The 22,725-nt window shown below is 57.4% G+C and carries 21 protein-coding genes; 16 read left to right on the top strand and 5 right to left on the bottom strand.

The window, feature by feature from the left end:
- Positions 1-165: 165 nt before the first annotated feature.
- Together C1719_RS13340 and C1719_RS13335 are read left to right on the top strand one after the other, a co-directional pair.
- Positions 166-642 carry an SAM-dependent methyltransferase gene (locus C1719_RS13340; protein WP_102375557.1) on the top strand — a complete coding sequence of 159 codons (477 nt, stop codon included), beginning with the start codon at positions 166-168 and terminating at the stop codon, positions 640-642.
- Positions 643-880: 238 nt separating this feature from the next.
- Positions 881-2,635 (top strand): FAD-dependent oxidoreductase, encoded by a 1,755-nt coding sequence (locus C1719_RS13335; protein ID WP_102375556.1) that lies wholly within the window; start codon positions 881-883, stop codon positions 2,633-2,635.
- Positions 2,636-2,826: 191 nt separating this feature from the next.
- Here the strand turns inward: C1719_RS13335 and C1719_RS13330 are convergent, their stop codons facing one another.
- Positions 2,827-4,290, bottom strand: a complete 1,464-nt coding sequence (locus C1719_RS13330; protein ID WP_180963617.1) for a response regulator transcription factor — start codon at positions 4,288-4,290, stop codon at positions 2,827-2,829.
- 273 nt (positions 4,291-4,563) lie between these two features.
- Here C1719_RS13330 and C1719_RS13325 point away from each other — a divergent pair, with 273 nt between their 5' ends.
- The 6 genes from C1719_RS13325 to eno all read left to right on the top strand — a co-directional run bounded on the left by C1719_RS13325 (position 4,564) and on the right by eno (position 9,063).
- Entirely contained in the window at positions 4,564-4,800 is a 237-nt protein-coding gene (locus C1719_RS13325; protein ID WP_102375554.1) for a hypothetical protein, read from the top strand.
- A gap of 49 nt (positions 4,801-4,849) precedes the next feature.
- Positions 4,850-5,170: a hypothetical protein gene (locus tag C1719_RS13320; protein ID WP_102375553.1), complete on the top strand. Its 321-nt coding sequence runs from the start codon at positions 4,850-4,852 to the stop codon at positions 5,168-5,170.
- 92 nt (positions 5,171-5,262) lie between these two features.
- On the top strand, positions 5,263-6,108 hold the full coding sequence (locus C1719_RS13315; protein ID WP_102375552.1) for an energy-coupling factor transporter transmembrane component T family protein: 846 nt from the start codon (positions 5,263-5,265) through the stop codon (positions 6,106-6,108).
- 44 nt (positions 6,109-6,152) lie between these two features.
- Positions 6,153-6,581 carry a toxin gene (locus C1719_RS13310; RefSeq protein ID WP_245874528.1) on the top strand — a complete coding sequence of 143 codons (429 nt, stop codon included), beginning with the start codon at positions 6,153-6,155 and terminating at the stop codon, positions 6,579-6,581.
- A gap of 1 nt (position 6,582) precedes the next feature.
- Complete coding sequence (locus tag C1719_RS13305) at positions 6,583-7,599, top strand: type II TA system antitoxin MqsA family protein (RefSeq protein ID WP_102375550.1); 1,017 nt, start codon at positions 6,583-6,585, stop codon at positions 7,597-7,599.
- Between the two features lie 171 nt (positions 7,600-7,770).
- A complete protein-coding gene (gene eno, locus C1719_RS13300; protein ID WP_102375549.1) occupies positions 7,771-9,063 on the top strand; it encodes a phosphopyruvate hydratase in 1,293 nt (430 codons plus the stop codon).
- A 213-nt stretch (positions 9,064-9,276) separates the two neighbouring features.
- On the opposite strand, the gene C1719_RS13295 is transcribed toward eno, so the two are convergent.
- Positions 9,277-9,471, bottom strand: a complete 195-nt coding sequence (locus C1719_RS13295; protein WP_245874527.1) for a helix-turn-helix transcriptional regulator — start codon at positions 9,469-9,471, stop codon at positions 9,277-9,279.
- Between the two features lie 284 nt (positions 9,472-9,755).
- On the opposite strand from C1719_RS13295, the gene C1719_RS13290 reads away from it, so the two are divergent.
- The 6 genes from C1719_RS13290 (at position 9,756) to C1719_RS13265 (ending at position 15,466) form a co-directional block, all read left to right on the top strand.
- Entirely contained in the window at positions 9,756-10,499 is a 744-nt protein-coding gene (locus tag C1719_RS13290) for a helix-turn-helix domain-containing protein (RefSeq protein ID WP_180963616.1), read from the top strand.
- A 133-nt stretch (positions 10,500-10,632) separates the two neighbouring features.
- Positions 10,633-11,247 carry a hypothetical protein gene (locus tag C1719_RS13285; RefSeq protein ID WP_102375547.1) on the top strand — a complete coding sequence of 205 codons (615 nt, stop codon included), beginning with the start codon at positions 10,633-10,635 and terminating at the stop codon, positions 11,245-11,247.
- A gap of 93 nt (positions 11,248-11,340) precedes the next feature.
- On the top strand, positions 11,341-12,684 hold the full coding sequence (locus C1719_RS13280) for an FAD-dependent oxidoreductase (protein ID WP_180963615.1): 1,344 nt from the start codon (positions 11,341-11,343) through the stop codon (positions 12,682-12,684).
- Positions 12,685-13,079: 395 nt separating this feature from the next.
- Positions 13,080-13,487, top strand: coding sequence for a putative toxin-antitoxin system toxin component, PIN family (locus tag C1719_RS13275; RefSeq protein WP_102375545.1), 408 nt, complete (start codon positions 13,080-13,082; stop codon positions 13,485-13,487).
- A gap of 138 nt (positions 13,488-13,625) precedes the next feature.
- Positions 13,626-14,882, top strand: a complete 1,257-nt coding sequence (locus C1719_RS13270; protein WP_102375544.1) for a molybdopterin molybdotransferase MoeA — start codon at positions 13,626-13,628, stop codon at positions 14,880-14,882.
- Between the two features lie 101 nt (positions 14,883-14,983).
- On the top strand, positions 14,984-15,466 hold the full coding sequence (locus tag C1719_RS13265; RefSeq protein WP_102375543.1) for a MogA/MoaB family molybdenum cofactor biosynthesis protein: 483 nt from the start codon (positions 14,984-14,986) through the stop codon (positions 15,464-15,466).
- Between the two features lie 62 nt (positions 15,467-15,528).
- Here the strand turns inward: C1719_RS13265 and C1719_RS13260 are convergent, their stop codons facing one another.
- On the bottom strand, positions 15,529-17,778 hold the full coding sequence (locus tag C1719_RS13260; RefSeq protein ID WP_102375542.1) for an oxidoreductase: 2,250 nt from the start codon (positions 17,776-17,778) through the stop codon (positions 15,529-15,531).
- 118 nt (positions 17,779-17,896) lie between these two features.
- Positions 17,897-19,378: a helix-turn-helix transcriptional regulator gene (locus C1719_RS13255; protein WP_180963614.1), complete on the bottom strand. Its 1,482-nt coding sequence runs from the start codon at positions 19,376-19,378 to the stop codon at positions 17,897-17,899.
- Between the two features lie 182 nt (positions 19,379-19,560).
- Here C1719_RS13255 and alr point away from each other — a divergent pair, with 182 nt between their 5' ends.
- Together alr and C1719_RS13245 are read left to right on the top strand one after the other, a co-directional pair.
- On the top strand, positions 19,561-20,835 hold the full coding sequence (alr, locus tag C1719_RS13250; protein ID WP_245874526.1) for an alanine racemase: 1,275 nt from the start codon (positions 19,561-19,563) through the stop codon (positions 20,833-20,835).
- Positions 20,836-20,960: 125 nt separating this feature from the next.
- The gene (locus C1719_RS13245; protein WP_102376085.1) at positions 20,961-21,599 is read left to right on the top strand and encodes a uracil-DNA glycosylase; all 639 of its coding nucleotides are present in this window, start codon (positions 20,961-20,963) and stop codon (positions 21,597-21,599) included.
- 37 nt (positions 21,600-21,636) lie between these two features.
- Here C1719_RS13245 and C1719_RS13240 read toward each other — a convergent pair whose 3' ends face one another.
- Entirely contained in the window at positions 21,637-22,560 is a 924-nt protein-coding gene (locus C1719_RS13240) for a magnesium transporter CorA family protein (RefSeq protein ID WP_180963613.1), read from the bottom strand.
- Between the last annotated feature and the right edge of the window lie 165 nt (positions 22,561-22,725).

Here is a 22,725-nt window from a genome sequence, read left to right as displayed (position 1 = left end):
GCTCGTCTGTTGTTGCAGTGCGGGTGACCCGAGGGTCCCGGCATCAGCCTGCAGGTCGATACGGTGCGTCTCATGCGCTCGTTTTCTGCTGCGCCGAAACATCCTGTTGACCCTGACACGATGTCAGCCTGTATGTTCCTTAAGCCAATTGAAAGGAGCAGCTTCATGAAAGAGATAACCATCAATCCCATCGGCGAGATACGTTCGGGAGAATGCGGGCAGGTCATCGCAATCGACGAGGCCTACCGAGCGGGCCTTCGCGGTCTCGAAGGCTTCAGCCATCTCATTGTTTTGTGGTGGGCGAGTGGGGCCGATGAACCCGAGTACCGCACGCTTCTCGACGCGGGAATGCCCTACCGGAAGGTGAAAGCCCCCTTGGGAATTTTCGCCACCCGCTCTCCCATCCGACCGAACCCGGTATGCGCATCCGTTGTCGATGTGGCGGATCTCGATATCGAGCGGGGATGCGTCAGCACGTACTACATCGACGCCGAGCTGGGAACCCCCGTCATCGACATCAAGCCGTACACGCCGAGCGTCGATCGCGTGGCGAGCCCCTCGGTTCCCGCGTGGTGCGATCACTGGCCTGCTGATGTCGAGACGTCGGGCGATTTCAACTGGGATGCAGAGTTCACGTTCTAATTGAAACCCCAGGTCATTTATCCCCCAAAACGGGCCAAAGGTTGAAAACCGAATGTAGCCCCGTTGCGGGGGATACCCTGCTTCCTGATTTTTCATAGAGTGCGGTGCGAGAGGAGCGGGCACAAGCCCCGATAGGGAAATCCTCTTACACGCATGTTCGGCATGCGCCCCATCCGCGGGCAACGGGTGCGGATGGGCGAAACCAGCTGCGTGAAACCATCAGGAAGGGAGAAAAAACATGGAATTGGATCGTAGGAATTTCCTCAAAGGCGCTGGCGTCACTGCCATGGGGGCTGTGGCTGCGGCCACGCTCGGGGCGTGCGCGCCGAGCGGCGATGCCGGCAAGAAGGATGTTGAAACGCCCGTGTCGGCCGACGGGGAGGAATATCTGACCGCAGAATCCATGAAGCGCAAATGGTCGTTCGAGATTCCGCCCGAGCCGATTGCGGAGGGCGACATCGCCGAAACCATCGAGGCCGACGTGATTGTCGTCGGCGCCGGCACGGCGGGCCTCATGACGGCGAACAGCGCCGCCGAAGAGGGCAAGAACGTCGTCATCGTGTCGGCCTCCACCAAGCCGACGTCGCGCGGCGGTTCGAACAACGCCGTGTTCTGCAAGGCGTTCGAGGAGCAGGGGTATCCGCGCGTTCCCGTCTCGCAGTACCAAAAGGAGATATTCTGCCAGATGCACAAGGTCGACCAGCGCAAGTGGTACCAGCACTACAACAACTCCGAGACGGCCATGAACTGGACGATCGACCTTATGGAAAAGGCCGGCTACTCGATCGATATCGAAATCGGGACGCCCGATGAGGAGGATAGCCTCTACCTGCAGCGCACGGCTGCCGTGGGCTGGAATCTCAACGGCCAGGAGCCTCCTGAGGAGAACATGGAAGTCGTTACAGGCAAGATGCAGCCGCTCTTGGTCTACGAGCTTGCCCGCCATCTCACCGAAGATCTGGGCGGTGCGATCTATTACAAGAACGTTGCCGAGCAGCTTGTTCGCGAAGGTGACAACACGGGACGCGTAACCGCGGTCATCTGCAAGCGAGAAGACGGCACCTATGCGAAGTACGTCGGCAAGAACGCCATCGTGCTGGCAACGGGCGACTTCTCGGGAGATCGCGATATGATGCGTTGCTTTTGCCCTGAGACCGCTGATTTCGTCGACCCGAAGGTCTACGACAGCGAACCGGACTACGATCAGGGCTTCAAGTACGGCGGCATCTACAAAGGCCAGGGCCAGAAGATGGGGCTGTGGGTCGGCGCCGCATGGCAGAAGAGCTTCCCGAATTGCACGATGGGATCGTATTGGGCTCCCGGTCCGCGCAACCTCTACACCAACCATCTCGGACTTCTGCTCGACCGTGATGGTCAGCGCTACATGAACGAGGACTGCATAGGTCCTATGGCGGCTGAAAACATCATGCTGCTTCCCGAGAAGAAAGCGTACGCGATCTGGGATGCGGGCTATGCGAAGCACGAGGCCGTTTCGGGCGACTGGACGGTTGACTCGATGATGACCGGCGAAGAGGCCATTGCGGCTGCGGTTGCGGGCTGGACCAAAACCGCTGAGGGCAACGGGCAGACCTACGTTATGGGCGACACGATCGAGGAGGTTATCGAGAAACTCGGCCTTCCGAAAGAAACGATCGAGACGGTCAACCGCTACAACGAGCTTGCGGAAAAGGGCGTGGACGAGGACTTCCATAAGGATCCGCAGCATCTGCATAAGATCGAAGAAGGCCCGTTCTTCGGCGAGATGTGCGAGACGTTCGGCTTTTTGACGGTGCTCGGCGGGTTGAACACCAACGTGCACATGCAGGTGTGCGACGCCGATGACAAGCCGCTTCCCGGCCTGTACAACGTGGGCACGATGGTGGGCGACATGTTCTCGGGAACCTACACGTTCATGATCGAGGGCGCGAACTACGGTATGACTTGCATCACCTTCGGTTATTTGACCGGCAAGTACATCGCCGAAAACGAATAAGCTCTATTTTCGGCAGCAAACGGGCGGAACTTCGCCCGAAAGCTCCGGCGCCTTCGGGCGTCGGAGCTTTTCTCCGTCTCGGGGCGATATGCGGGATCGGGGCGGCAAGGTGCACCGTCTCTTTTTGCTCTGGGCTGGGTGCGCTCAAACAGACGTTTTCGGGTCGACGCCGATGCGCGTGCCTTTCTCCGTCAGGAATCGAGCGTTGCCGCCCGCTCGTGCGTCATCACGATGAGCTCTTGCTTGGAGTGCACGATGAACTTTTGATAGATCCTGCCGGTGTGCGTTTTGATGGTTTCTTCTGCAAGACACAGTTCGTTGCCGATCGCTTTGCGGCTGTACCCTTTGACGAGAAGCGAATACACCTCCGTCTCGCGAGCCGAGAGGCCATGCTCGCTTGCCAGCAGTTGGATCGCAAGCGATTCGTTGGCTCCCGAATCCGTTTTGTGGTCGGAGCCGGGGCTTACCGCCCCCCATCCGCGTTTGAGGTTCTGGCTGCTGGTCATGTAGAGGGCGGCGAGCACGAGCACGAAAGCGACGACGACGGCAAGCACCGTCTGGTCGGGGGAGAGGGCTTCGAGAACGGTTCCGAGCAGCTGGCCGAGAAGAAGGCAGGCGGTGCTCGTCCCAACGATCCAGATAGGCGGCTGATCGAGCCCCTTTGCGAGATATGCGCACAGCGAGCAGCTGATGAGATATTGAAAGCAGTACCCTACATCAAGCACCGCAGCGCCTAGCTCTATCGTGCTCGGCACGATGCCGAGCAGAAAAAATCCCATCGCCATAAGCGGGAAGCCGATCCGGTAGAACAGCAGGTCAAAATCGCTTTTAAGCATGATCGAGCAGAAGAACACAAGCCCGATGGCCGCGAGGAATCCGAACGATACGAGCAGTGCGGAATTCTCGAAGGAGTTGACGAGCAGGCTGTGCATGACGCCAAGCGCAAAACCTTGGAATGCCGAGGTTACGAGGAATTTCGTCGGCAACTTCACCTTCGTTTTCAACCCGTGGCTGTAAACCATTTTACGTGGGACGGCGTCGAAGCTCTTCATAAGGCAGTACACCATGGGGGCGGGTACAGCCACGATGGCGATCTTTCCTATTCCCATCGGCAGAAGCGAGAAGAGATATGCGCCTGCCGTTCCGATGAGCAGTGCGAACACCAGATGAAAAAGCGCCTGTTTGGGGCCTATGTGTCCGAGAATGCGGCTCGCCTCGAGGTTGATGTTGGCGGTGCCGCATCCGATGAGCACGGAGCCGAACAGGTAAACGATGACCGCGATGTCGTGGTGGGTTTCGGTGAAGGCGGGGTAGCAGGTGAACAGAAGCGCTCCCAGCGATAGGCCGATGCCGAGCGCAAAGGGAAACCAGCGCTTTATGCTCATCGAGTTGATGCGCTTGTACAAGATGCTCCAGGTGAGATAGGTCGCCACGCTTGCAACGAGCAGCATAGTGCCTTTGGGAAGCGGGAAGCCGACAAGAGGAGAAGCCTCAAGAAACAGATACGGGCTTTGGAACAGAAGCGTCGTCTGCATCCAATACAAGCCGAAGGCGATGCTCAGGTAGGGGTTTTTGGCAACGCTGCGCTTAACGCTCTCGAGCAAGCGCTGCCGTTCCTCTGCCTGATTGATGACCGCAGGCGTGCGTTTCCCCATCGGCATATCCTCCCGTGCCCTTGCACCGATATGCAAGTATACCGCTTATTCAACGCCTCGTCTCGAAGCCCGTCCCTTTCGCTCCGAGTGCCGTTCGGGCTGTTTGCGTATCTGCGTTACCCCCTCGTTTCTTTCGCAACGGAACCGTTGGATCTCCGTTGCCGCCCGTACGCCTACCGATCTGCCGTAAGCCATACAATCGAACTAACAAAAACACAGCGCCGTTCCCATCGGCGACATCGCCTCATCGGGGCTGAAGAAAGGAGCAGGATCATGAGCGAAACAGGATTGACCGATGCCGAGAAGATGCTCGACATGGACGATGATGTAGAGCGCAAGCGTGCAGCCGAAGAGCTTGAGCGCATGGAGGAAAGCATTAAATTCGAGGCTGAGGCCTCCGTTGAAGAAGCAGACGAAGCGGGAGACGAAACCGCTTCCGTCGAGGCGGCTGAAACCGCGGCAAAAGCCGAGGAGCTTAAGGAAGCGACCGAGCAGGAATTCGGCGACTAAACATCGCTTGACGATACAGGAACCCACCATTTGACCAGAGGAGGCCATCATGGCTGAAGTGAATACGATGATGAACGATGTGGAAGACAAGGCTCACGATATGAAGAACGCGGCGAAAGACGCTGCAACCGATGCGAAGAACGCCGCCAAGGATACCGCTCATGACGTGCGCAACGGCGTGAAGGATGCGGCAACCGACGCGAAGACCGAAGCACCCGATGCCATGGACAAGGTGAAGGAGAGCGCGAGCGAGGCGGCTGAAAACGTCAAGCATGCAGCGGAATCTGCAGCCGAGACGGTCAAGGGCGCCGCACAGGATGCAGGCGAGGCCGTCCAAGATGCCTTCGAGAAGATCAAGGCGAAGTTCTAAACCTACAATCGATTAAGCACACGAGAGCGCGGTGTCACCCCCGTAGACGCCGCGCCCTCTTCGTTTTTCCCCGGTTGTGGCATACTGCTTGCATGCAGTTCAACATAAGCATCTACATACCCGGCGCGACGAGCGTCCATCGTCTTGACGCGCGCGTCAAGCTCGTCTTGCTGCTCGCGTACTCCATCACGCTGTTTTTCATCCATACGTGGGCGGGGCTGCTCATCTGCATCGCGGCGTGTCTCGCCGCAACGATTTTGGCCAGAGTGCCTTTCAGGCGGATGTTCTCGCTGCTTGTGCCCGTGTACGTTATTCTGGCGTTCACGCTTGCGTTCAACAGCTTCGCTCTCGATGTGGGCCATGTGGCGACAATCTACGGGATGGGCGATGTGTCGGCCGGGGTTCTTACGGGGGCGGCGCCGGTGCCCTTGTTCGGAACGTTCGGGTTCGTGCCCGAGGGCTTTGCGCGCGGCTGCTTCTACGCGCTGCGCATCGTGTTTCTGGTGCTTGCCAGCTTCATCGTATGCTTCACCACCACCTCGAACGATCTGACCGATGCGCTCAACGACTTTTTAAAGCCCCTGCGCGCCTTTCGCGTTCCCACGCAAGATATCGCCATGATGGTTTCGATTGCGCTCCGGTTCATTCCCGTGACGGCCGAGGAATTCGGGCAGGTGCGCGCTGCGCAGTGGGCCCGCGGTGCAGCGTTTTCCGACGGAAGCGTGATCGAGCGCCTTCGCGCTTGGCAGATCGTGCTCATTCCGTTGTTCGTCGGGCTGTTTCGCCGTGCCGACAACCTTGCCATCGCCATGGAATCCCGCTGCTACGGCATGGGCGATACACGGACCGAGCTCAACCCAAGAAGACTCTCGGGCTCTTCTGTCGCGGTGCTCGGCATCGGTCTTGCCGCCTGCGTTGCGCTCGGCGCGCTGCTTTAGGCTGCGGCAAGGATTTTAGGTAAATTCAATCAATTGATGTATCAATGGAGCATGTATGCTATGATAGAAAATCGATACATCAATTGATTGATTGGGGCTTCATGATTGCGGAAAAATGGAAGGTGGAATCGATCCTTGCGCTTATAAAAGCTGTGGCGTTCGATGATTTCGTAATTGCGGGCCTCGGCAACCCGGCGGGTAAAACAAGCCGGCATATTCAAAGGGTCGGGTATAGCGTTTTGCAGGTTTACGGGGTTGTGCAAAACCTGGGTATGGAGAATTATTCGTCGGGCCCGCTTGCCGACAACAAGGGAAGGCCCCATGATGTGTGGGTGTTCGGAGTATTTCTTACATCGATCGAGACGTACATAAAGATAGCAGTATTTGTCTCGTGCGGATCGGTGAAAGCGGTTTGCGTATCGTTTCATGAAGCCGAACATCCTCTTTGTTATCCCTACCGAGAGGAAGAATGAGATGGTTGAGTTTGTGCATGCGATTTGCGATGCATGCTATGCTGAGGTTGATGCGCCGATCAGCATCGTTCGGGAATCTGTTGCAGTGCGCGGCATGCCCGTAACCGAAGATTTCGAATATCCGATCTGCCCGGAATGCGGAAATCGTATTGGGCACGCGCCGACGATGGATCGCAATCTCGAAAAGCAATACCGTCGCTACAGGGATCTTCGCGATATACCGCAGCCCGAAGAAATCGTTGCGCTTCGCAAGCGTTACGGATTTACCCAGCGAGCTTTTGCCGCGGTTCTCGATATGGGCATCGCCAGCGTCCAGAGGTACGAACACGGCGCCTTGCCGACTGCTGCCCACGCGCATCTTTTGCGCAATATGCGCGATCCTCGGTATGCGAGGGAGAGGCTTCTCGGGAATCGCAAAAAGCTCGGCAGCGACGAGGTCGACAAAGCCCTTTCGGCTATCGAAGGCTGTCTCGGCGGATCTGTCGATTATGCCTTCGTCAGGATCGAACTGCTCGATGGCATGGCTTCTTGTGCCTCGCCTGAAACCGGCATGAGATCGCTTGAGGCCGCACGTTTGCGCGAGACGGTTGTTTTCCTTGCAAGCCATGTGCGCGATCTATATCGAACGAAGCTGAATAAGGTGCTGTTCTATCTAGACTTTGCATCGTTTAGGGATGCCGGCGTAAGCTTTACTGGCTTGAAATACGCCAAGGCTGAGTTCGGTCCCGTACCCGACCAGTACGAATTGATGCTTGCCGCGCTAACCGATGGCGTTGATCTATCGCTTCTCGAGCAAGGCGAAGGCCAGGTTGTCGTGTCGAATAGACCGTCCGATCTGGCTGGGTTCAGCGCCGATGAGATTGAGCTGCTTAAAGCGGTATGCGCTTTTGCCAACACGTTTGCCTCATCAGCCGATCTTTCGCATTTTTCCCACGGAGAGACTGGTTGGCTTGAAACTCCCTTGGGGCAAATTATCGATTACTCTTATGCGGCATCGCTCCGATGGAAGTGCAAGTGATCGGTCCTGCCTGTGCCCACCTGCGCCGCTGCCGTGGAACTTGTGAGCGAAATAGCCGATCACGTGCCGCTTTCTGAACCGTTTTAGTATGATGGCATCGTTTACTAGGTTGCGGCTTTGCATTTGCACGGCAAGCCGCGCTAACCCATATACCCTGAGGAGGCAGTGCACATGAGCATCATCATCGATGTATTCGGCCGCGAAGTGCTTGATTCACGCGGTAACCCGACGGTGGAGGTCGAGGTCGTACTCGAGGACGGCTCGTTCGGTCGAGCGGCGGTTCCTTCCGGCGCATCGACGGGCGCGTTCGAAGCAGTCGAGTTGCGCGACGGCGATTCGGAGCGCTATCTCGGCAAAGGTACCCTCAATGCCGTTGCTCATGTCAACGAGGAGATCGCCGATGCCCTCATCGGCATGGAGGCCGACGATCAGCGTCTCATCGATGAGACCATGATCGAGATCGATGGAACCGATAACAAGGGCAACCTGGGAGCCAATGCGATTCTCGGCGCATCGCTTGCGGTAGCGAAGGCTGCATCGGAGGCCGCTGAGCTGCCCCTGTACAAGTATGTCGGCGGCGTCAATGCGAGCATGCTTCCCACGCCGATGATGAACATCCTGAACGGTGGCGTTCATGCCGATAACAACGTTGACTTCCAGGAGTTCATGATCATGCCCGTTGGCGCTCCCTCTTTCGCCGAGGCGCTGCGCTGGTGCGCCGAGATCTACCACACGCTCAAGAAGGTGCTGCACGATGCAGGACTTGGCGGCGGCGTGGGCGACGAAGGCGGTTTCGCACCCAACTTCAAGACCAACGAAGAGCCGCTCGAGTACATCGTTCGCGCGTGCGAAGCCGCGGGCTACAAGCCCGGTAGCGACATCATGTTCGCGATGGACCCCGCTTCCACCGAGTTCTACAACGCCGAAACCGGCAAATACGTGCTTGCCGGCGAAGGCCGCGAGCTTACGAGTGCCGAGATGGTGGATTACTGGGAGGCTCTCGTCGACAAGTATCCCATCATCTCGCTCGAAGACGGCATGGCCGAAGAGGACTGGGACGGCTGGAAGGAACTCACCGATCGCATCGGCGAGCGCGTGCAGCTTGTGGGAGACGACCTGTTCGTCACGAACTCCAAGCGCCTTGCCAAGGGTATCGAAATGGGCTGCGCAAACGCGATTCTCATCAAGGTGAACCAGATCGGCAGCCTTACCGAGACGCTCGAGGCCATTCAGATGGCGAAGCAGGCGGGCTACGCGTGCGTTATGAGCCACCGCTCGGGCGAGACCGAAGACACGACCATCGCCGACTTGGCCGTTGCATGCAATACCGGCCAGATCAAGACGGGCGCTCCCTGCCGCAGCGACCGCGTTGCCAAGTACAACCAGCTCATCCGCATCGAGGAAGAGCTCGATGCTGCCGGAACCTACGCCGGCATGGGCGCGTTCTACAATATCAAGCGCTAGATTCGGATTTTCGCATCGTTTTCGACGCCCGGTTCATTTGCTTGAGCCGGGCGTTTTTCGACTTTGGGACGTGACGGAAGGCGTTGTTGATGCGGGCGGCCTCTTGGCTGCGGGGCGGCAAAGGGAGACGTTGCGCCTCGATACGGCAAGAGGCGAGGTTTTTGGGGGCCGAAACAATCGGTTTGCGATTTGCAGCCCCTGCCAGTGCGTTGTCTACGCTTCGAAATCGACGAGATCCTTGAGCTCGACGCCAAGGCCGTTCGCTATGCGGATGAGGGTGCTGAGCCTGGGATTGCCCGTTCCCTTTTCGATCTCGCGGAGTCGCGTTCGATTCATGCCGAGCATAGTGGCGAACTGCTGCTGGGAAAGCCCCGCGGCTTTTCGCAGGCGCACTATCTCCTCACCCATGTTTCTTTTTGCAGTTAGTTCATCCATCGGGTAAGCATATGACGTATACTGGTATTGCATGAGCCGTATAAGAGTCATATAAAGGTAAAACGCGAGGAATACCGAAACCGTGAACCGATTGCTTGGGGGCATCGATGATACAGGACGAAGTGCTGTTTACGCCACAGCTTGCAACCGTCGTCGTTGATTTACGTCGGCGCATTACGCGGGTCGTTGCTTCACGCGTCGGGATTTCGTACCTTGCATTCTGCCTGCTCTCCTCCGTGCGTTCGCATGGAGGAAGCATGAACCTCGCATCGTTTCCTCGCAACGTACTGGGAAACGAAAACACCGTCGTGGTGGCTGCTGCCAAGTTGGCGAAAGCCTCGCTTGTCGAAAAGCGACGGGAAAGGACCGATGGAAGAGTCGTCGTTCTTTCGGAAACGCCGCATGGTGCGCAAGCGGTCGAGGACTGCTTCGATGCTCTCTACGATCATTTACGCGCGACGGTCTGGTGCGGACATTCCGATGAAGATGTTTACGAGATCATGTATGCATTTCCTTCGGTTGCGGAAAAGCTTGGGGTAGGGCGGGTTGAAATAAACAATGCTTGCCATTCTGTCATGACGCCTGCGTTTCTCATGATCCCCCTTGCTCTTTTACGGCGTTGGGAAGCTATTGTGCAGCAGTATGCGGGTCTTTCGTTTAACGAGTACCGCTGTTTGTCTTTGCTCGAAACGCGTCCGGCGGCAATGGGGGGATGCGCTATTGCCGACGCTCTTACACTCGATCGCAGTGCCGTGTCTTCCGCTATCTCAAAACTGCATTCGCTCGGGTTCGTTTCCGTGCTGGCGGGAGAAGATCGGCGCAGCCGTACGGTTTCGCTCACCGATAAAGGAGAGATAGCCGCAGCATTGACAACGGCGAAGCTCGGAAGACTGACCGCTGAACTGTATTCCGATGTCGATGCGCTCCTAAAGGCGAAGACGAACGAATTGCATATGAGGATGCATACAGCGTACGCAACCAAGTCAGAAAATCTGAAATAAAGCCTGATCAAAAAACTATAAATGGCATATTGCAAAGCCTTGAAACATGATATGTCCTTTGATTCGAAATTGCTTGCTGCACTGCGAACCCGCTCCCTAGAATCAAAGAAAATGATTCGTGAGGGGAGTAACGATGATTCTGCAAAAGAAAGCGAACTACGCAGTTTTGCTCGGCGTGTTCGCCCTGTTCTGCGCGTTCGGTTTGCTCGCATGTGCGCCGCAAGAGGCCAAGCAGCCAAGCGAAGCGCATGAGGGCAATGACGGCACATCGGCGGCTTTGGTTGAATTCACCTGGTCGGAAGATAGCGACTGCAAAATGTGCCACGAAAAAGAATCCGCATCATTCGAGGATTCCGCGTATGGAGCCTTCGCTCATGCAGCCGATGCCTCGTGCGCAACATGCCACGCCGACGTTGCGGGGCTCTCATCGGCTCACGAGGGTGCGACTATGGAAAAAGCGGGCCGTGCGGCGTTGAAGGCTACGACGGTGCAGGAGCAATCGTGCGAAAGCTGCCATGATCTTGCAGAACTTGCGCAGACCACAGCCGCCTCCACAGTGCTTATCGACGACAACGGAACCGTGGTGAACCCCCATGCAATTTCGGAATCCGAAAGCCATTCGGAGCTGTCGTGCCTGAGCTGCCATCAAATGCACGTAGCCGATGCCGATAGGGAGAAAAAGGCCCAGCGAGCTTGTGCGAGCTGCCACCATGCCAACCTGTTCGAATGCTACACCTGCCATAGCTGATAGGGCGTGATGTTTGGGATTGCGCTGCCTTGGTGCAGCGATGAGGTGCGGCGTGCGTGTGCGTCGCCAGATATCGGGAAAGAAGGGAATGATATGGGAAAAGAAGAGGGACGGTTAACGCGAAGGAGTTTCATCAAGGGTACGGGGGCTGCTGCGTTCATCGCCGCAGGCAGTGCGCTTGTGGGATGCAGTTCGGCCACGGGCTCTTCCGACTCGTCTGCTTCGGCAAATCAACCGACAGAAAGCGACCCGTCGATCACGTGGGACAAAGAGGCCGATGTCGTGGTGTGCGGCTATGGAGCAGCTGGAGCGGCGTGCGCCATCGAGGCTGCGGCAAACGGCGCCTCGGTGCTCATCGTTGAGAAAGCGGCGCTTCCCGGGGGGTCGATGGCCCGCTGTGGCGGTGCCATAATGGGAGCCCCTACGAAAATCCAACAGGCGTTGGGCATTGACGATAGTGCGGACGCTCTTTTCGATTGGATTATGACCTGCACCGATGGGACATGCAACGAAGAGATCGCACGAGCCTATGCCGATGTTGCGGGTCCGAACGTCGATTGGCTCGATGCGCTTGCCGAGGAATACTTGGGATATCCGTGTTTCGAGGTTGCCATGGCGGAAGCGAATTCGGGTACTGAAGATGGCGGCCATAACGGTGCGGTCGGAGGCTGCCTCGATGCAACCGGCTGCGAATACGAAAAATTCGGTGTAAGCCTCGATGAAGCGGTTCCTCGGACGCATTGGGCAAGCGCAATGCCCGACAATACGGCGAATTCCGGTCCTGAGCTATTCGATCCGCTTTTGGCATGTATCGAGGCTCAAGATGCGATAGAGGCGGTGTTCGAGACCGCTCTTGCGAAACTGGTGGTTAATAGCGAAGGTGCCGTGATAGGCATCGAGGCCGAGGGCAAAGACGGTACCGTGTTCTACAAGGCAAATAAGGGTGTCATGCTGGCGACGGGCGGATTTCCCGCGGGGCTCGATATGCAGGAGCGGTTTTGCCAAGAAGCGCTCGGCTACTCTACCTATATGTGCAAGGACTGCACAGGCGATGGCATCAGAGCCGCTATGGCCGTCGGTGCCGATCTATACAATATGTGCAACTACTACCCGATCGAGGTTGCCCAGCAGTATCACTACAACGTGCAATACAACGACGTGTACAACAGCTGGGACATGGATGGTGAAGGCTACATGGAGGTTCCGGCCATGAACATGGCAGAGACCCATGGCGGCTTGGTGATCAATGCGGAAGCGCAGGTTCTCGATGTCTGGGGTAATCCGATTCCCCATCTCTATTGCTCGGGGTGCGATACGGGTTCGAACATCTTCGGCGTTCCGGGTAACTATCCGGGGTGCGGATGCTATGTGAGCTTCTCGTTTGCATTCGGGCGTATCGCAGGCAAGCGAATGGCCGAAAAGGAAACTGTCGTTTAGGCGATAGCGCACGGAGCTTTCATTCGGGTCGGGCAAGATTGTTTTGCCCGACCCGAGCCGCGCTTAACTGGTTACCGACGGCCATCGGCCTTGTCATCATGTGAATATATATACATCAAGCGAACTTGCTTCAAAAAACGAAGGCGATATGCGATGCGGCCCGGAAGCAAGGGTGCGCGTATATCAGCACGAACGGAAAAATCGATCTCATGATGATCGACCTTTCCGATTTCGATACCCTCAACGATGCGGTCCATTCGTATGATGAGTGGATGGCCATGAGGACCTTGCATGCCCTATGGGATAAGACGGAAGGCCGCCCGATCTCAGAGGAGGACATCGAGCGAGAGATCTCCTCGCATCGATCAGAGCAAGCACAGGGCTAGGCTCGAAACATGACATACATTATCTTGGATACCAACGTCCTCGTTTCGGCGCTGTGGCAGCATCTCGATTACGGCAATCCGGCCCGTTTGGTTCGGCTTTGCATCGAAAGACGGTTCGGTCTGGTGTATTCAGCCGCTATGTATCGCGAATACGAGGCGGTGCTTGCGCGCCCTAAGTTTGCCTTCGATCGAGCCGAGGTCGATGCAATTCTTGGGACTGTAAGAACGTTTGGATGCTGCGCCGATCCCGTTGTGCGCGGATACGCATTCCCGCTCTGCCGCGATCTTGATGATCAGAAGTTCTACGATGCCGCGCAATGTTGGGACGCCATTCTCGTCACGGGAAACACCAAGCATTTCCCTGACGATCAGCGCGCGTGCACACCAGCTGATTTTCTCGCGAATCGCCAACTCTGAGCATGGTGCAAACCTTTTGATGAAACTTATTCTTCTAGCGCTATAATGGACGACGTGCATTGAATCGCGCGAAGCCAAAGGGGGCCGCCTCAGACGGCTGGAATTCGCATCGCGCTCATTAAGAGGGGAGAGATACCTGTGCCGGAAATGATCTCGCTTGAAGAAGCCCGTTCGCTTGTGCTGTCGCATGTTGAGCCGCTTCCCACCGAAACCGTTCCTCTGCTCGATGTCGTCGGACGAGTGAGCGCCTATGCGCTGACGAGCGACATCGACATATCGCCATTCGCGCATTCCGCCATGGACGGCTATGCTCTGTATGCCGCCGATATCGAGCAGGCGAACGAACAGAATCCGGTTCAGCTCAAGGTCATCGCAGAAGTAGCAGCTGGCGATTGGTACGACGGTTCGGTCGAGCATGGCGAATGCGTGCGCATCATGACGGGCGCCCCCATTCCCGAAGTGCTCGATGCGGTTGTGAAATACGAGATCGTCGAACCCGTAGAGGGCGACGGCAAGCCGGGCAGCACCGTGTCGTTCTCGGCTCCTGCCAAAGTCGGCTCGAACATCCGCGAGGCAGGCGAAGAGGCGAAGGCCGGCGAGGCCATTGTCGAAGCCGGCGAAGTTATCAGCTGCGCGGGCATCGGTTTTCTTGCGGGTTGCGGAATCGTGGAGGTTGCCACCTACGAGCGCCCGCGCGTTGCCATCATCTCCATCGGATCGGAGCTCGTCGATCCCACTGAGGTTCCCACGGGAGGCAAGATCCGCAACTCGAACAGCTTCGCCCTTGCCGCAAGCGTGCAGGCGGCGGGTGGCATTCCCGATATCCTTCCGATTGTCGAAGATAGCGAAGATGCGCTCGCCGATGCGGTGAAGAGCGCTTGCGCTACGCATGATTTCGTTATCACGAGCGGCGGCGCTTCGAACGGAGATTTCGATTTCATCAAGCCGGTGGTCGAGCGCTTGGGCGAACTTCTCATGACAACCGTTAACATGCGGCCGGGCAAAGCGCAGACCTTCGGCATCGTCGACGGCAAGCCGGTGTTCGGGCTGCCGGGCAATCCGGCGGCGGCGTACGTCGGGTTCGAGATGATAATCCGCCCTGCTTTGCGCAAGATGCAGGGCTATCGCTATTTCGAGCGCCCGCGCATCAAAGCGCGGCTTTCCCGCGATGTTAAGAAAAACGATCCGCGCCGCATATTCTTGCGTTCGACGCTGTATAAAAACGACGAAGGCGAGTACATCGTGGCGCCTGCGAGAAACCAAAGCTCAGGGCTGTTCGGAGTCATCCAGCGCAGCAACTGCATGGCCATTATGCCCGAGGGGCTGGAATCCCGCACGGCCGGATCGGTCGTCGAGTGCGTGCTGCTCGACGTGGCCGAAGAGCTGAGCCTTTAAGAAGCCCTCCATGCTGCGGTGCCTGACGGCTGGCTGCTATGCCGCCGGGCACCGTGGCTTACGAACCGATTCGTGCAAAGCCGATGAGAAGGAGTTCGACCATGCCAGATAAGTCCGTCCGCTTCGCGATCGTAACCTGCTCCGACACACGCGATCTGAGTCAAGACACGGCAGGAGCGGCGCTTGAAGAGCGCATTGCCGAGCAAGGCTGGGAGTGCGCGAGCCACGTTGTCGTGAAGGACGAGCGGGCCGATATAGCCGCCGCCATCGTGGAGGCGACCGACAACCTGGAGGTCGATGTCGTTCTCACTTGCGGAGGCAGCGGCCTTTCGTTGCGCGATGTGACGCCCGAAGCCACTCAAGACGTGTGCGACCGAAACGTACCCGGCATAGCGGAAGCCATGCGAGCCCACAGCATTGCAATCACGCCGCACGCTATGCTTTCGCGAGCGCTCTGCATGCAGCGGGGGCGCGCACTCGTCATCAATCTGCCCGGTAGCAAGAAAGCCGCATGCGAGAATTGGGAGGGAGTTCTTCCCGCACTCGGCCATGCGGTATCGATGATGGCGGGGGAAGGCCACTGAGCTTTCTGCGAAAGCGCCAAGGCGCCCTTTGCGGGCGCCTTGAACATTTGGCTGGGTTCTCGTTATATTTGCCGTGCGGCAGCATTGCCTGCGCAGATGGCTTCGCCAATGTTAAACGGCTTATCGCAATCGCCCACGGTGTATACCTCCATGGATAGCCCTTGGGCGAGATCGGTGTTCGGAAGACCGTCCAACGCTTCGATAACCGTGCCGCATGCCAGCTCGACTTCGACACCGGAATCGGAAGTGACGGTAACGGTGCCATCTCCGATGCTGGAGACGGTCGCTTCGGGCCAGAAGCGGGTGCCAAGGGCCTTGATGATGGGCTGCGTGTACGTCTTGATCCAGTAAGAGTGCCCTGCGCCGATTTCGCTCGCTGCGCTGGGGGTCACGACTTGAACGTGCTTGCCTTGGGCAATCAGGTACATGACGACGTCGATGGCTTGGGCGTTTGAACCTACCACCACGACGTTGTCGGCAATTTCGGAGGTCATGAAATCATCGATGGAGACAACGTTTGTGCCACTGGTCTCCGAAAGTCCGAGCGTGTCGCGCTTGCTGCCTACGGCGATAACCACTGCGTCGGGATTCTGCTTGTTGATAAAGTCGGCATCGGCTTCTTGGTTGGTGATGACCTCTACCCCGGAAACCTCGAGTTGTTTTTCGAGGTAGGTCTTGAAGGGAGCCAGGTTCTCGTGCGGGCCCTTTACGTTGCTGGCAAATGGCAGAAGGCCGCCAAGAGAACTCTTCCGTTCGCAGAGCGTTACATGATGTCCCCGTTCGGCTGCCACCCGTGCTGCTTCCATGCCGGCCGGGCCCGCTCCCACTACAAGTACGTTCTTGGCGGTTTCGGCAGGCTCCGGCTGATAGCTTCCCGTGAGCTGGCCGGAGGCAAACCTGAAGGGATGTGCGGCGTTTGTACGGCAGCTGAATGTGAGACTGCCATCTCCGCTGGCGTCCCAGTGGCAGTGCATGCAGCGCGTGCAAGGGCGAATTTCATCGAGGCGCCCTTCTTGCAGTTTGATGAGGTACTCGGGATCTACGCTCAAGGGGCGGTTCATGAGGATGAAGTCAAGCTCGTTTTCGGCGACAAGCTTTTCGAAAAACTCGGGGTCACGTGCAGGATCCATGTAAGTAACGGCACCAACGGGAATGGAAACGGCCTTCTTTATTTCGGCTGCCGCTTTTGTCATGATTCCCAAGCCGGAGCGGTCGCTCTTGAGCATCCCCTGCCAATGGCGCTCGAAATCGAACTGGGTGCCGTAACCTGTGGTCCCCTCGATGCCGAAGCCGGCAAAATACAGATCGCCTGCAAATTCCGCAACGTGCATACCGCAAGGCCCGATACGAACATGGAGAGAGTCGGCACCTGCTTCTTCGATGAGTTTGCACATCGCTTTGTTCTCTTCTACCGTGGTAAAGAGGGCGTTGTCTCCGACGTTCTTGTCGTTTTCCTCAACGCCGTTGATGAGAACCTGCACTGGGTAATCTGCGCCGCATGTATCTTTTATTCCTTTGACGACTTCGCATACGAATCTGGTGCGGTTTTCGAAGGTCTGCGGCCCGTATTCGTCGTCTCGTTTGTTGCGGTTGCGCGACATGAAGGTTTGGCCGATGTTCTCGCCTGCGGCGTTGATTTCAACGCAATCGAAACCGCAATTTTTGAGCACGCCTGCCGCCTTGATTGTGTCCGCGATGAGGTCTTGGATTTCCTGGGCGGTCATATCCATGCAATCCGATGACTGAAACAAGGCGTTGGGGTCTTCCTCGAAGCCGCTGAAGACGAGACCCATCGTGGCAAGCTGATAACCGGCGAGGCTTCCGTTGTCGTGAATGTTCTGCGTGAAGGCTTTCAAGTCGTCTTCTGTCCAGTCGACAAACTTGCCCACGTCGGGAATGGCTTTGAAATGGTCGTACAGCTCGGCGAAATCATCGCAGTAGACAATCCCCGCGCCACCTTTGGCAAGCGAGGCGTAATGTTGCAGATGCAGGTCGCCGAGGATTCCCTGGGAAGTGACGCCGATATATCCAGCGGCTGATTTAACGATGCGATTGGGAAGTTCGAGCGAGCCCATGGACCATCCGGTGAAAAGCGAGGGGCACGTGCCGTTGGCGACTTCGGGTTGATCGGTCTGGGGGTTGAGGTTTGCGGCGTGAGTGCGCGTATCGGTGCTGCTGGCGGCTCCCACGGCGCCATCCTCCGCTACGGTCTGGGGCTCCTTTGGAGCGCATCCTGCAATGCCAAACGAGGCAAACGCGCCTGCAGTCAATGCGGAGCCAGCCAGAAAAGAACGTCTTGATATGCTTCCCATAATAAGATCCTCCTCATTCCTCTTTGTGTCTTTGCCCCCTTGGGGCTCAACAAGAGTAAGATTTCGGACAGGGGAGGCGTGTCTCAAAATGGGTGATTCGACGGTAACCTAGGTGATTTTACGTCAGGTCGATGCTTTCGCAGTAGCTTATGAGCTCTTGTCTCGTGTGGACGTCGGTTGCGCGGTAGATGCGCTTCACATGGGATCGCACTGTATTCTGCGATATGACGAGTTCTTCCGCAATGGCGGGAACGTTTTTGCCACGCAAGAGCATTTCGAGGATTTCCGCCTCTCTGCCACTGAGTTGATGCCGGTCTTGGACGATATGCGAAACGGTTTGCGAATCGATTGCCTGTCCCGAAGCGCTTTTCCCCGAAAGGGGCTTCGCAAGCGAAGACGGCTCATCGTCGCTTGATTGGGCCGGCGATTCGATATGAGCTGACTCTCGTTTGCGCCGCCGTGCGAACATGAATGCCATGCTGAGTATGTAGATGCAGAAAAACACGCCGAACACCAAGAGCAGTTCGGTCGAGTTTGATGCCTGAAGGATCATCGGCATAACCTGCTCGAGAATCACGCAAACAACCATCAAAACGAAAAGTCCCGTGGCGTAGAAAAATTCGAAAACCAGATTGCCTTTACGGGCAATCGTTATGGAGTCAACCCAGAACAATGCGTTGACCACGACGAAATGCAGACACGAGCCCGCGAATAGCATGATGAGAGAGTACGCGTGTCCGGCAAACGGAACGGGGAAAAGGGCGATGATCAGCACGGGGGTTACGTACTTGAAGAACTGGACCGAGCGTAGCGGGGCGTTGATCAGCTTCAAGGCGAGAAATACAACGATGGCGGCTGTTGCTTGCGCAGCGCAGACGACCGCCAGTTGAGTGCCCGGGTCTATCGTGTTCATGAGCCCCATGTAGTTCATGGCGGGGGCGATGATTTGCAATGCGATAACGCAGAAGACGACTTCGGCGAAACGGGAAAAGGCCGGTACGTATTTCTCTCTTACGTTTGTTATGCGATGCTGCGAAGGGGCGTCGTCTTTTCTGCTTCCAGCGAGAAGCAGAATGCTGCAGGCCGCAGATGCAAGGAGCGAGCAGCCAAGATACGCATGCAGTTGGTTCTGGGGGGCGATGGCGTACCAGGCGTTTATGATTGCCGAGCAGAGCAGTATGAGCGGCAGGGTAATACGGGTTCGGGACGATGCGGAATGCAGTTGCACCACCCAAAACACCGATAGGCAAGCGAACGCCCATCCAGTGCAAAAGGCGGTGATGCAGATGGCGGGAACGCTGCTGGTCCAAAAGCCGCTTAAGAGCGATGCTGCTGCGGCGGCGACGGCCCAGAAGGTTGTTTGCGCATGAAACCGACCGTTGGATCCGGTCAGCATGGAAATGGCGGCTCGGAGAAATATGCCCGCCAGCAAGCCGATTGTCGCGAACCATATATACCAATCAATAAGTTCGTGACCAGCGGAGCCGAACAGGCCGCCGTTCGTCAGCGTTGTGCTCCCGTTCCATACGCCAATGCCGTAGAGGCTTAGATTGATGCCTGAGCCTATGGCGATAAGCAATGAACTCTTTCTGGCTGTCACGGCGTCCCTCCCTTTCGTGCACATTATACCGAAGCTCGAAACATGCGAAAGGAGAACGGATTGCGGGCGAGTGCGTCAAATCGGTTCTGCAAGGCGAGAATTCTTCATGCAGTCGGATCGGACGCTGCTGCACCGTCGACCCGTGCGCTATACTAGGGACGAGCTAAGAGAAAGGCTTTTTCGTGAGCGAGCACCGTAGCGATTATTCGAGCATGTATTCCCAGAGAAGCGTCAAGCAGCCCATCGATTTTGCGCGCGACGTCATATCGGCGTCGGGGAAGCTCGCTTTTGATCCGGAAAAGCTCGCGACTATTCCCGCACGCGATCGCCGATGGGCGTGGGTCGAGGTCGACCTTGCAGCCATCAGGCACAACGTCGGCGTTGCCCGCCAATGCATCGGGCGGGGTCGACGGCTGATGGCCGTGGTGAAGGCCGATGCGTACGGGCACGGTGCGGTGAAGGTGGCGAAAACCGCGCTCAATTCGGGTGCCGAATACCTCGGTGTTGCGACGGTTGATGAAGCCATCGAGCTGCGCGAGGCGCTTATCAACGCTCCCGTCCTCGTGTTGGCCGAGCCGCCGCTTGCTTCCATCCCCCTCCTGCTTGCCTACAAAATCATGCCGACGGTTTATACGCCCGAGTTCGCCATACAGTACGGCGAGGCGGCGGATGCGTTCGGGGTGAGGGCTCCATACCATTTGAAGATAAACACCGGGATGAACCGCATCGGCATACGCCACGACGAGGTCGTGGAGTTCATGACGCAGGTCAGCTTCCACCGCGCGCTCGATCTGGTCGGCACGTTCACGCATTTTGCAACAGCCGATTGCCCCGAAACGCTCGATTTCCAGATTCAGACGAAGCGCTTCATCGAAGCGATCAACGCCATGCGCGCAGCGGGCATCAATCCCGGCATCGTGCATGCGGCCAACTCGGCGGCCATCATCCGCTACCCTGATGTTCACTTCGACATGGCGCGCCTGGGCATCTCGCTCTACGGGTTTTATCCGTGTCAGGAAACGCGCCGTATGGTTGATCTCCATCCCGCCATGAGCGTTCATGCACGCATCACCGAGGTCAAACTGGTGCCCATGAGCGAGGGCGTGAGCTACGGGATGCAGTACCGAAGCCCCGGCAGCGTGAAGATATGCACGTTGCCGCTTGGCTACGCCGACGGGTATCGCCGCGAGCTTTCAGGCAGAATCGATGTGATCCTTGATGGGCAACGGTGTCGCCAGGTCGGCAACATCTGCATGGACCAGTGTATGTTCGAGGTGGATATGCGCGTATACGGGAACCGACGCAGGCTCGATCCGCAGATAGGCGACGAGGTCGTCGTCGTCGGGCGGCAGGGCGATTCGATCGTGACGGTCGACGATATGGCGAACATGCTCGGCACGGTGCCGCACGAGATCGTCATCGGCTTTTCGCATCGGATGCCGCGAATATACGTATGAGCGGCTCGGTGAGCATGCGCCGCATCGAGGAGCATCGGCGTGTGGCGGGTACGGGAAAGGCTCCCGAAGGCGTTTCGGGCGGCGATGCGCGCATCGAGGGTAAAACGACGATGGAACGGACAGCTATGAAGAAACCGCATATTCCTTTGGATCAGATTAGGGCCGAAGTTGAAGCGTGCAGGAAATGTGCGTTATGCGAGGGCCGCACGCAAATCGTATTCGGGGTGGGGAATCCGCAGGCTCGCGTTATGATCGTCGGTGAGGCTCCAGGGAAAAACGAAGATCTCCAGGGCGAGCCGTTCGTGGGCGCGGCGGGCCAGTACCTCAACGAGCTCCTTGCTTTTGCGGGCCTCAAGCGCGAGGATATCTACATCGCAAACGTGCTCAAGTGCCGCCCGCCGGGAAATCGCGATCCGCAGCCCGAGGAGATCCAGCTGTGCACGCCGTACCTGCGCGAGCAAACGCGCACGATCGATCCGGAATTCATCGTGACGCTCGGCAATTTCTCAACCAAGTTCATTCTCAAGACCGATGTGGGCATCACGCGGCTGCACGGCAAGCTTCAGCGGGCGGGGAAGTTCAAGGTGTTTCCGATCTTCCATCCGGCGGCGGCGATTTACGATCGAAGCAAGCGCGATGTCATGGAAACGGATTTCCGCACGCTCGGCGCACTGCTGGCCGAAACGCCCGATCCGAAATCGATCGAGCCGGCTAAGCGCGAGCCCGAAGCCGAGCAGCTGGCGTTTGGCGGCGAGGAGGCCTAGGTGCGGGCCTTGTCCTCGGGCGTGAGCGGCATGGGGCTCAGAGCCATTTCTTCTTTCTGAAAAAGCGCAGCTCGACAATTACGAGCACGACGCAGATGGCGATGATGGCGGGGTAGGCGAACGGCGAGGCGAGCTCGGGCATGTTTTGGAAGTTCATGCCGTACCAGCTGGTGATAAGAGTGAGCGGCACGAAGATGGTCGTGATGACCGTGAACCATCGCATGATTTCGTTTTGTTGGGTGTCTATTTGCATCTGAAAAAGCTCGCGCAGCTGAAGGCTGTAGTCTTTGAGCGATTGGGCGCGCTGCATAAGCCGGTCGGTCTGCTGGGAGAACAGGTGGAACAGCCGCCGCTCCTCCTTGGTGAGCAGGTGATGCTCGTCGTCGCTCATGATGCTGCTCATATCCGAAAGCTGTTGGTAGTAGCTATCGAGGCGCAGTATCTTCCTTCTGATTTGCAGCATGTGGTGGTTCGTCACGTGCCGTTTTCGGTTGAGGATGCTCTCTTCGGTATCGCCGAGCCTTTCTTCGACGTCGGCTAAAAACAGGGTGTCGTCCTTCACGGCGAACTTCAAAAACTCGTAGAGCACGCGGGCGATCGTCGGATTCTGCGCTCTGCGGGCTTTCGCTATCTCGTTGAGAATCGATTCGCAAAGATCTCCGTCGTCGACGAAGATAAGGCGCGTTGCATCGAGATAGAAGCCGAAGCACGAAGGGTCTTCGAGCAGCTGCGCTTTGTTCGGTATGGAAAGAGAGCCGATCATGCAGTCGGGGAACACATCGACGTAGGAGCTTTGAGACGCAGCAAGGCTGCGAAGCGATTCGAGCGCATCCGCGTCGCCGATGCCGATGGAGCCGAGCTCTTCGGTTCGCAGCACTTCAACAATGAGCTCCGAGGGGTTGGTCTTTTGCTGGGGATCGATGGCTTCGAGGCGATCGGTGATCCGATAGAGTGCTGGCATGGCGGGTTCTCCTTCGGGCTTCTGCGGGCGCTTGCGTTCGACGACGCGGTTCGTTGCTGTACGGCCTGCAATTCCATTGATTATACGAAAGGCCGAACGATGTGAAGTGCGTTGCGCCGTTCGGTCATCGATTCGTTGAACGGGTGCGGCGTCCAACTTCTCGTT

This window comes from Raoultibacter massiliensis, from assembly GCF_900199545.1.
GTDB classification, from domain to species: Bacteria; Actinomycetota; Coriobacteriia; order Coriobacteriales; family Eggerthellaceae; genus Raoultibacter; species Raoultibacter massiliensis.
This window is presented reverse-complemented; position numbering and strand designations above follow the sequence as displayed.

Coding starts and splice junctions, on each gene's coding strand:
- C1719_RS13335 (WP_102375556.1), top strand. CDS start 881: ATGGAATTGGATCGTAGGAATTTCCTCAAAGGCGCTGGCGTCACTGCC.
- C1719_RS13330 (WP_180963617.1), bottom strand. CDS start 4,290: ATGGGGAAACGCACGCCTGCGGTCATCAATCAGGCAGAGGAACGGCAG.
- C1719_RS13265 (WP_102375543.1), top strand. CDS start 14,984: ATGCCAGATAAGTCCGTCCGCTTCGCGATCGTAACCTGCTCCGACACA.
- C1719_RS13325 (WP_102375554.1), top strand. CDS start 4,564: ATGAGCGAAACAGGATTGACCGATGCCGAGAAGATGCTCGACATGGAC.
- C1719_RS13305 (WP_102375550.1), top strand. CDS start 6,583: ATGGTTGAGTTTGTGCATGCGATTTGCGATGCATGCTATGCTGAGGTT.
- C1719_RS13290 (WP_180963616.1), top strand. CDS start 9,756: ATGAACCTCGCATCGTTTCCTCGCAACGTACTGGGAAACGAAAACACC.
- eno (WP_102375549.1), top strand. CDS start 7,771: ATGAGCATCATCATCGATGTATTCGGCCGCGAAGTGCTTGATTCACGC.
- C1719_RS13340 (WP_102375557.1), top strand. CDS start 166: ATGAAAGAGATAACCATCAATCCCATCGGCGAGATACGTTCGGGAGAA.
- C1719_RS13310 (WP_245874528.1), top strand. CDS start 6,153: ATGGAGCATGTATGCTATGATAGAAAATCGATACATCAATTGATTGAT.
- C1719_RS13280 (WP_180963615.1), top strand. CDS start 11,341: ATGGGAAAAGAAGAGGGACGGTTAACGCGAAGGAGTTTCATCAAGGGT.
- C1719_RS13285 (WP_102375547.1), top strand. CDS start 10,633: ATGATTCTGCAAAAGAAAGCGAACTACGCAGTTTTGCTCGGCGTGTTC.
- C1719_RS13240 (WP_180963613.1), bottom strand. CDS start 22,560: ATGCCAGCACTCTATCGGATCACCGATCGCCTCGAAGCCATCGATCCC.
- C1719_RS13315 (WP_102375552.1), top strand. CDS start 5,263: ATGCAGTTCAACATAAGCATCTACATACCCGGCGCGACGAGCGTCCAT.
- C1719_RS13295 (WP_245874527.1), bottom strand. CDS start 9,471: ATGGGTGAGGAGATAGTGCGCCTGCGAAAAGCCGCGGGGCTTTCCCAG.
- C1719_RS13260 (WP_102375542.1), bottom strand. CDS start 17,778: ATGGGAAGCATATCAAGACGTTCTTTTCTGGCTGGCTCCGCATTGACT.
- C1719_RS13275 (WP_102375545.1), top strand. CDS start 13,080: ATGACATACATTATCTTGGATACCAACGTCCTCGTTTCGGCGCTGTGG.
- C1719_RS13320 (WP_102375553.1), top strand. CDS start 4,850: ATGGCTGAAGTGAATACGATGATGAACGATGTGGAAGACAAGGCTCAC.
- C1719_RS13245 (WP_102376085.1), top strand. CDS start 20,961: ATGAAGAAACCGCATATTCCTTTGGATCAGATTAGGGCCGAAGTTGAA.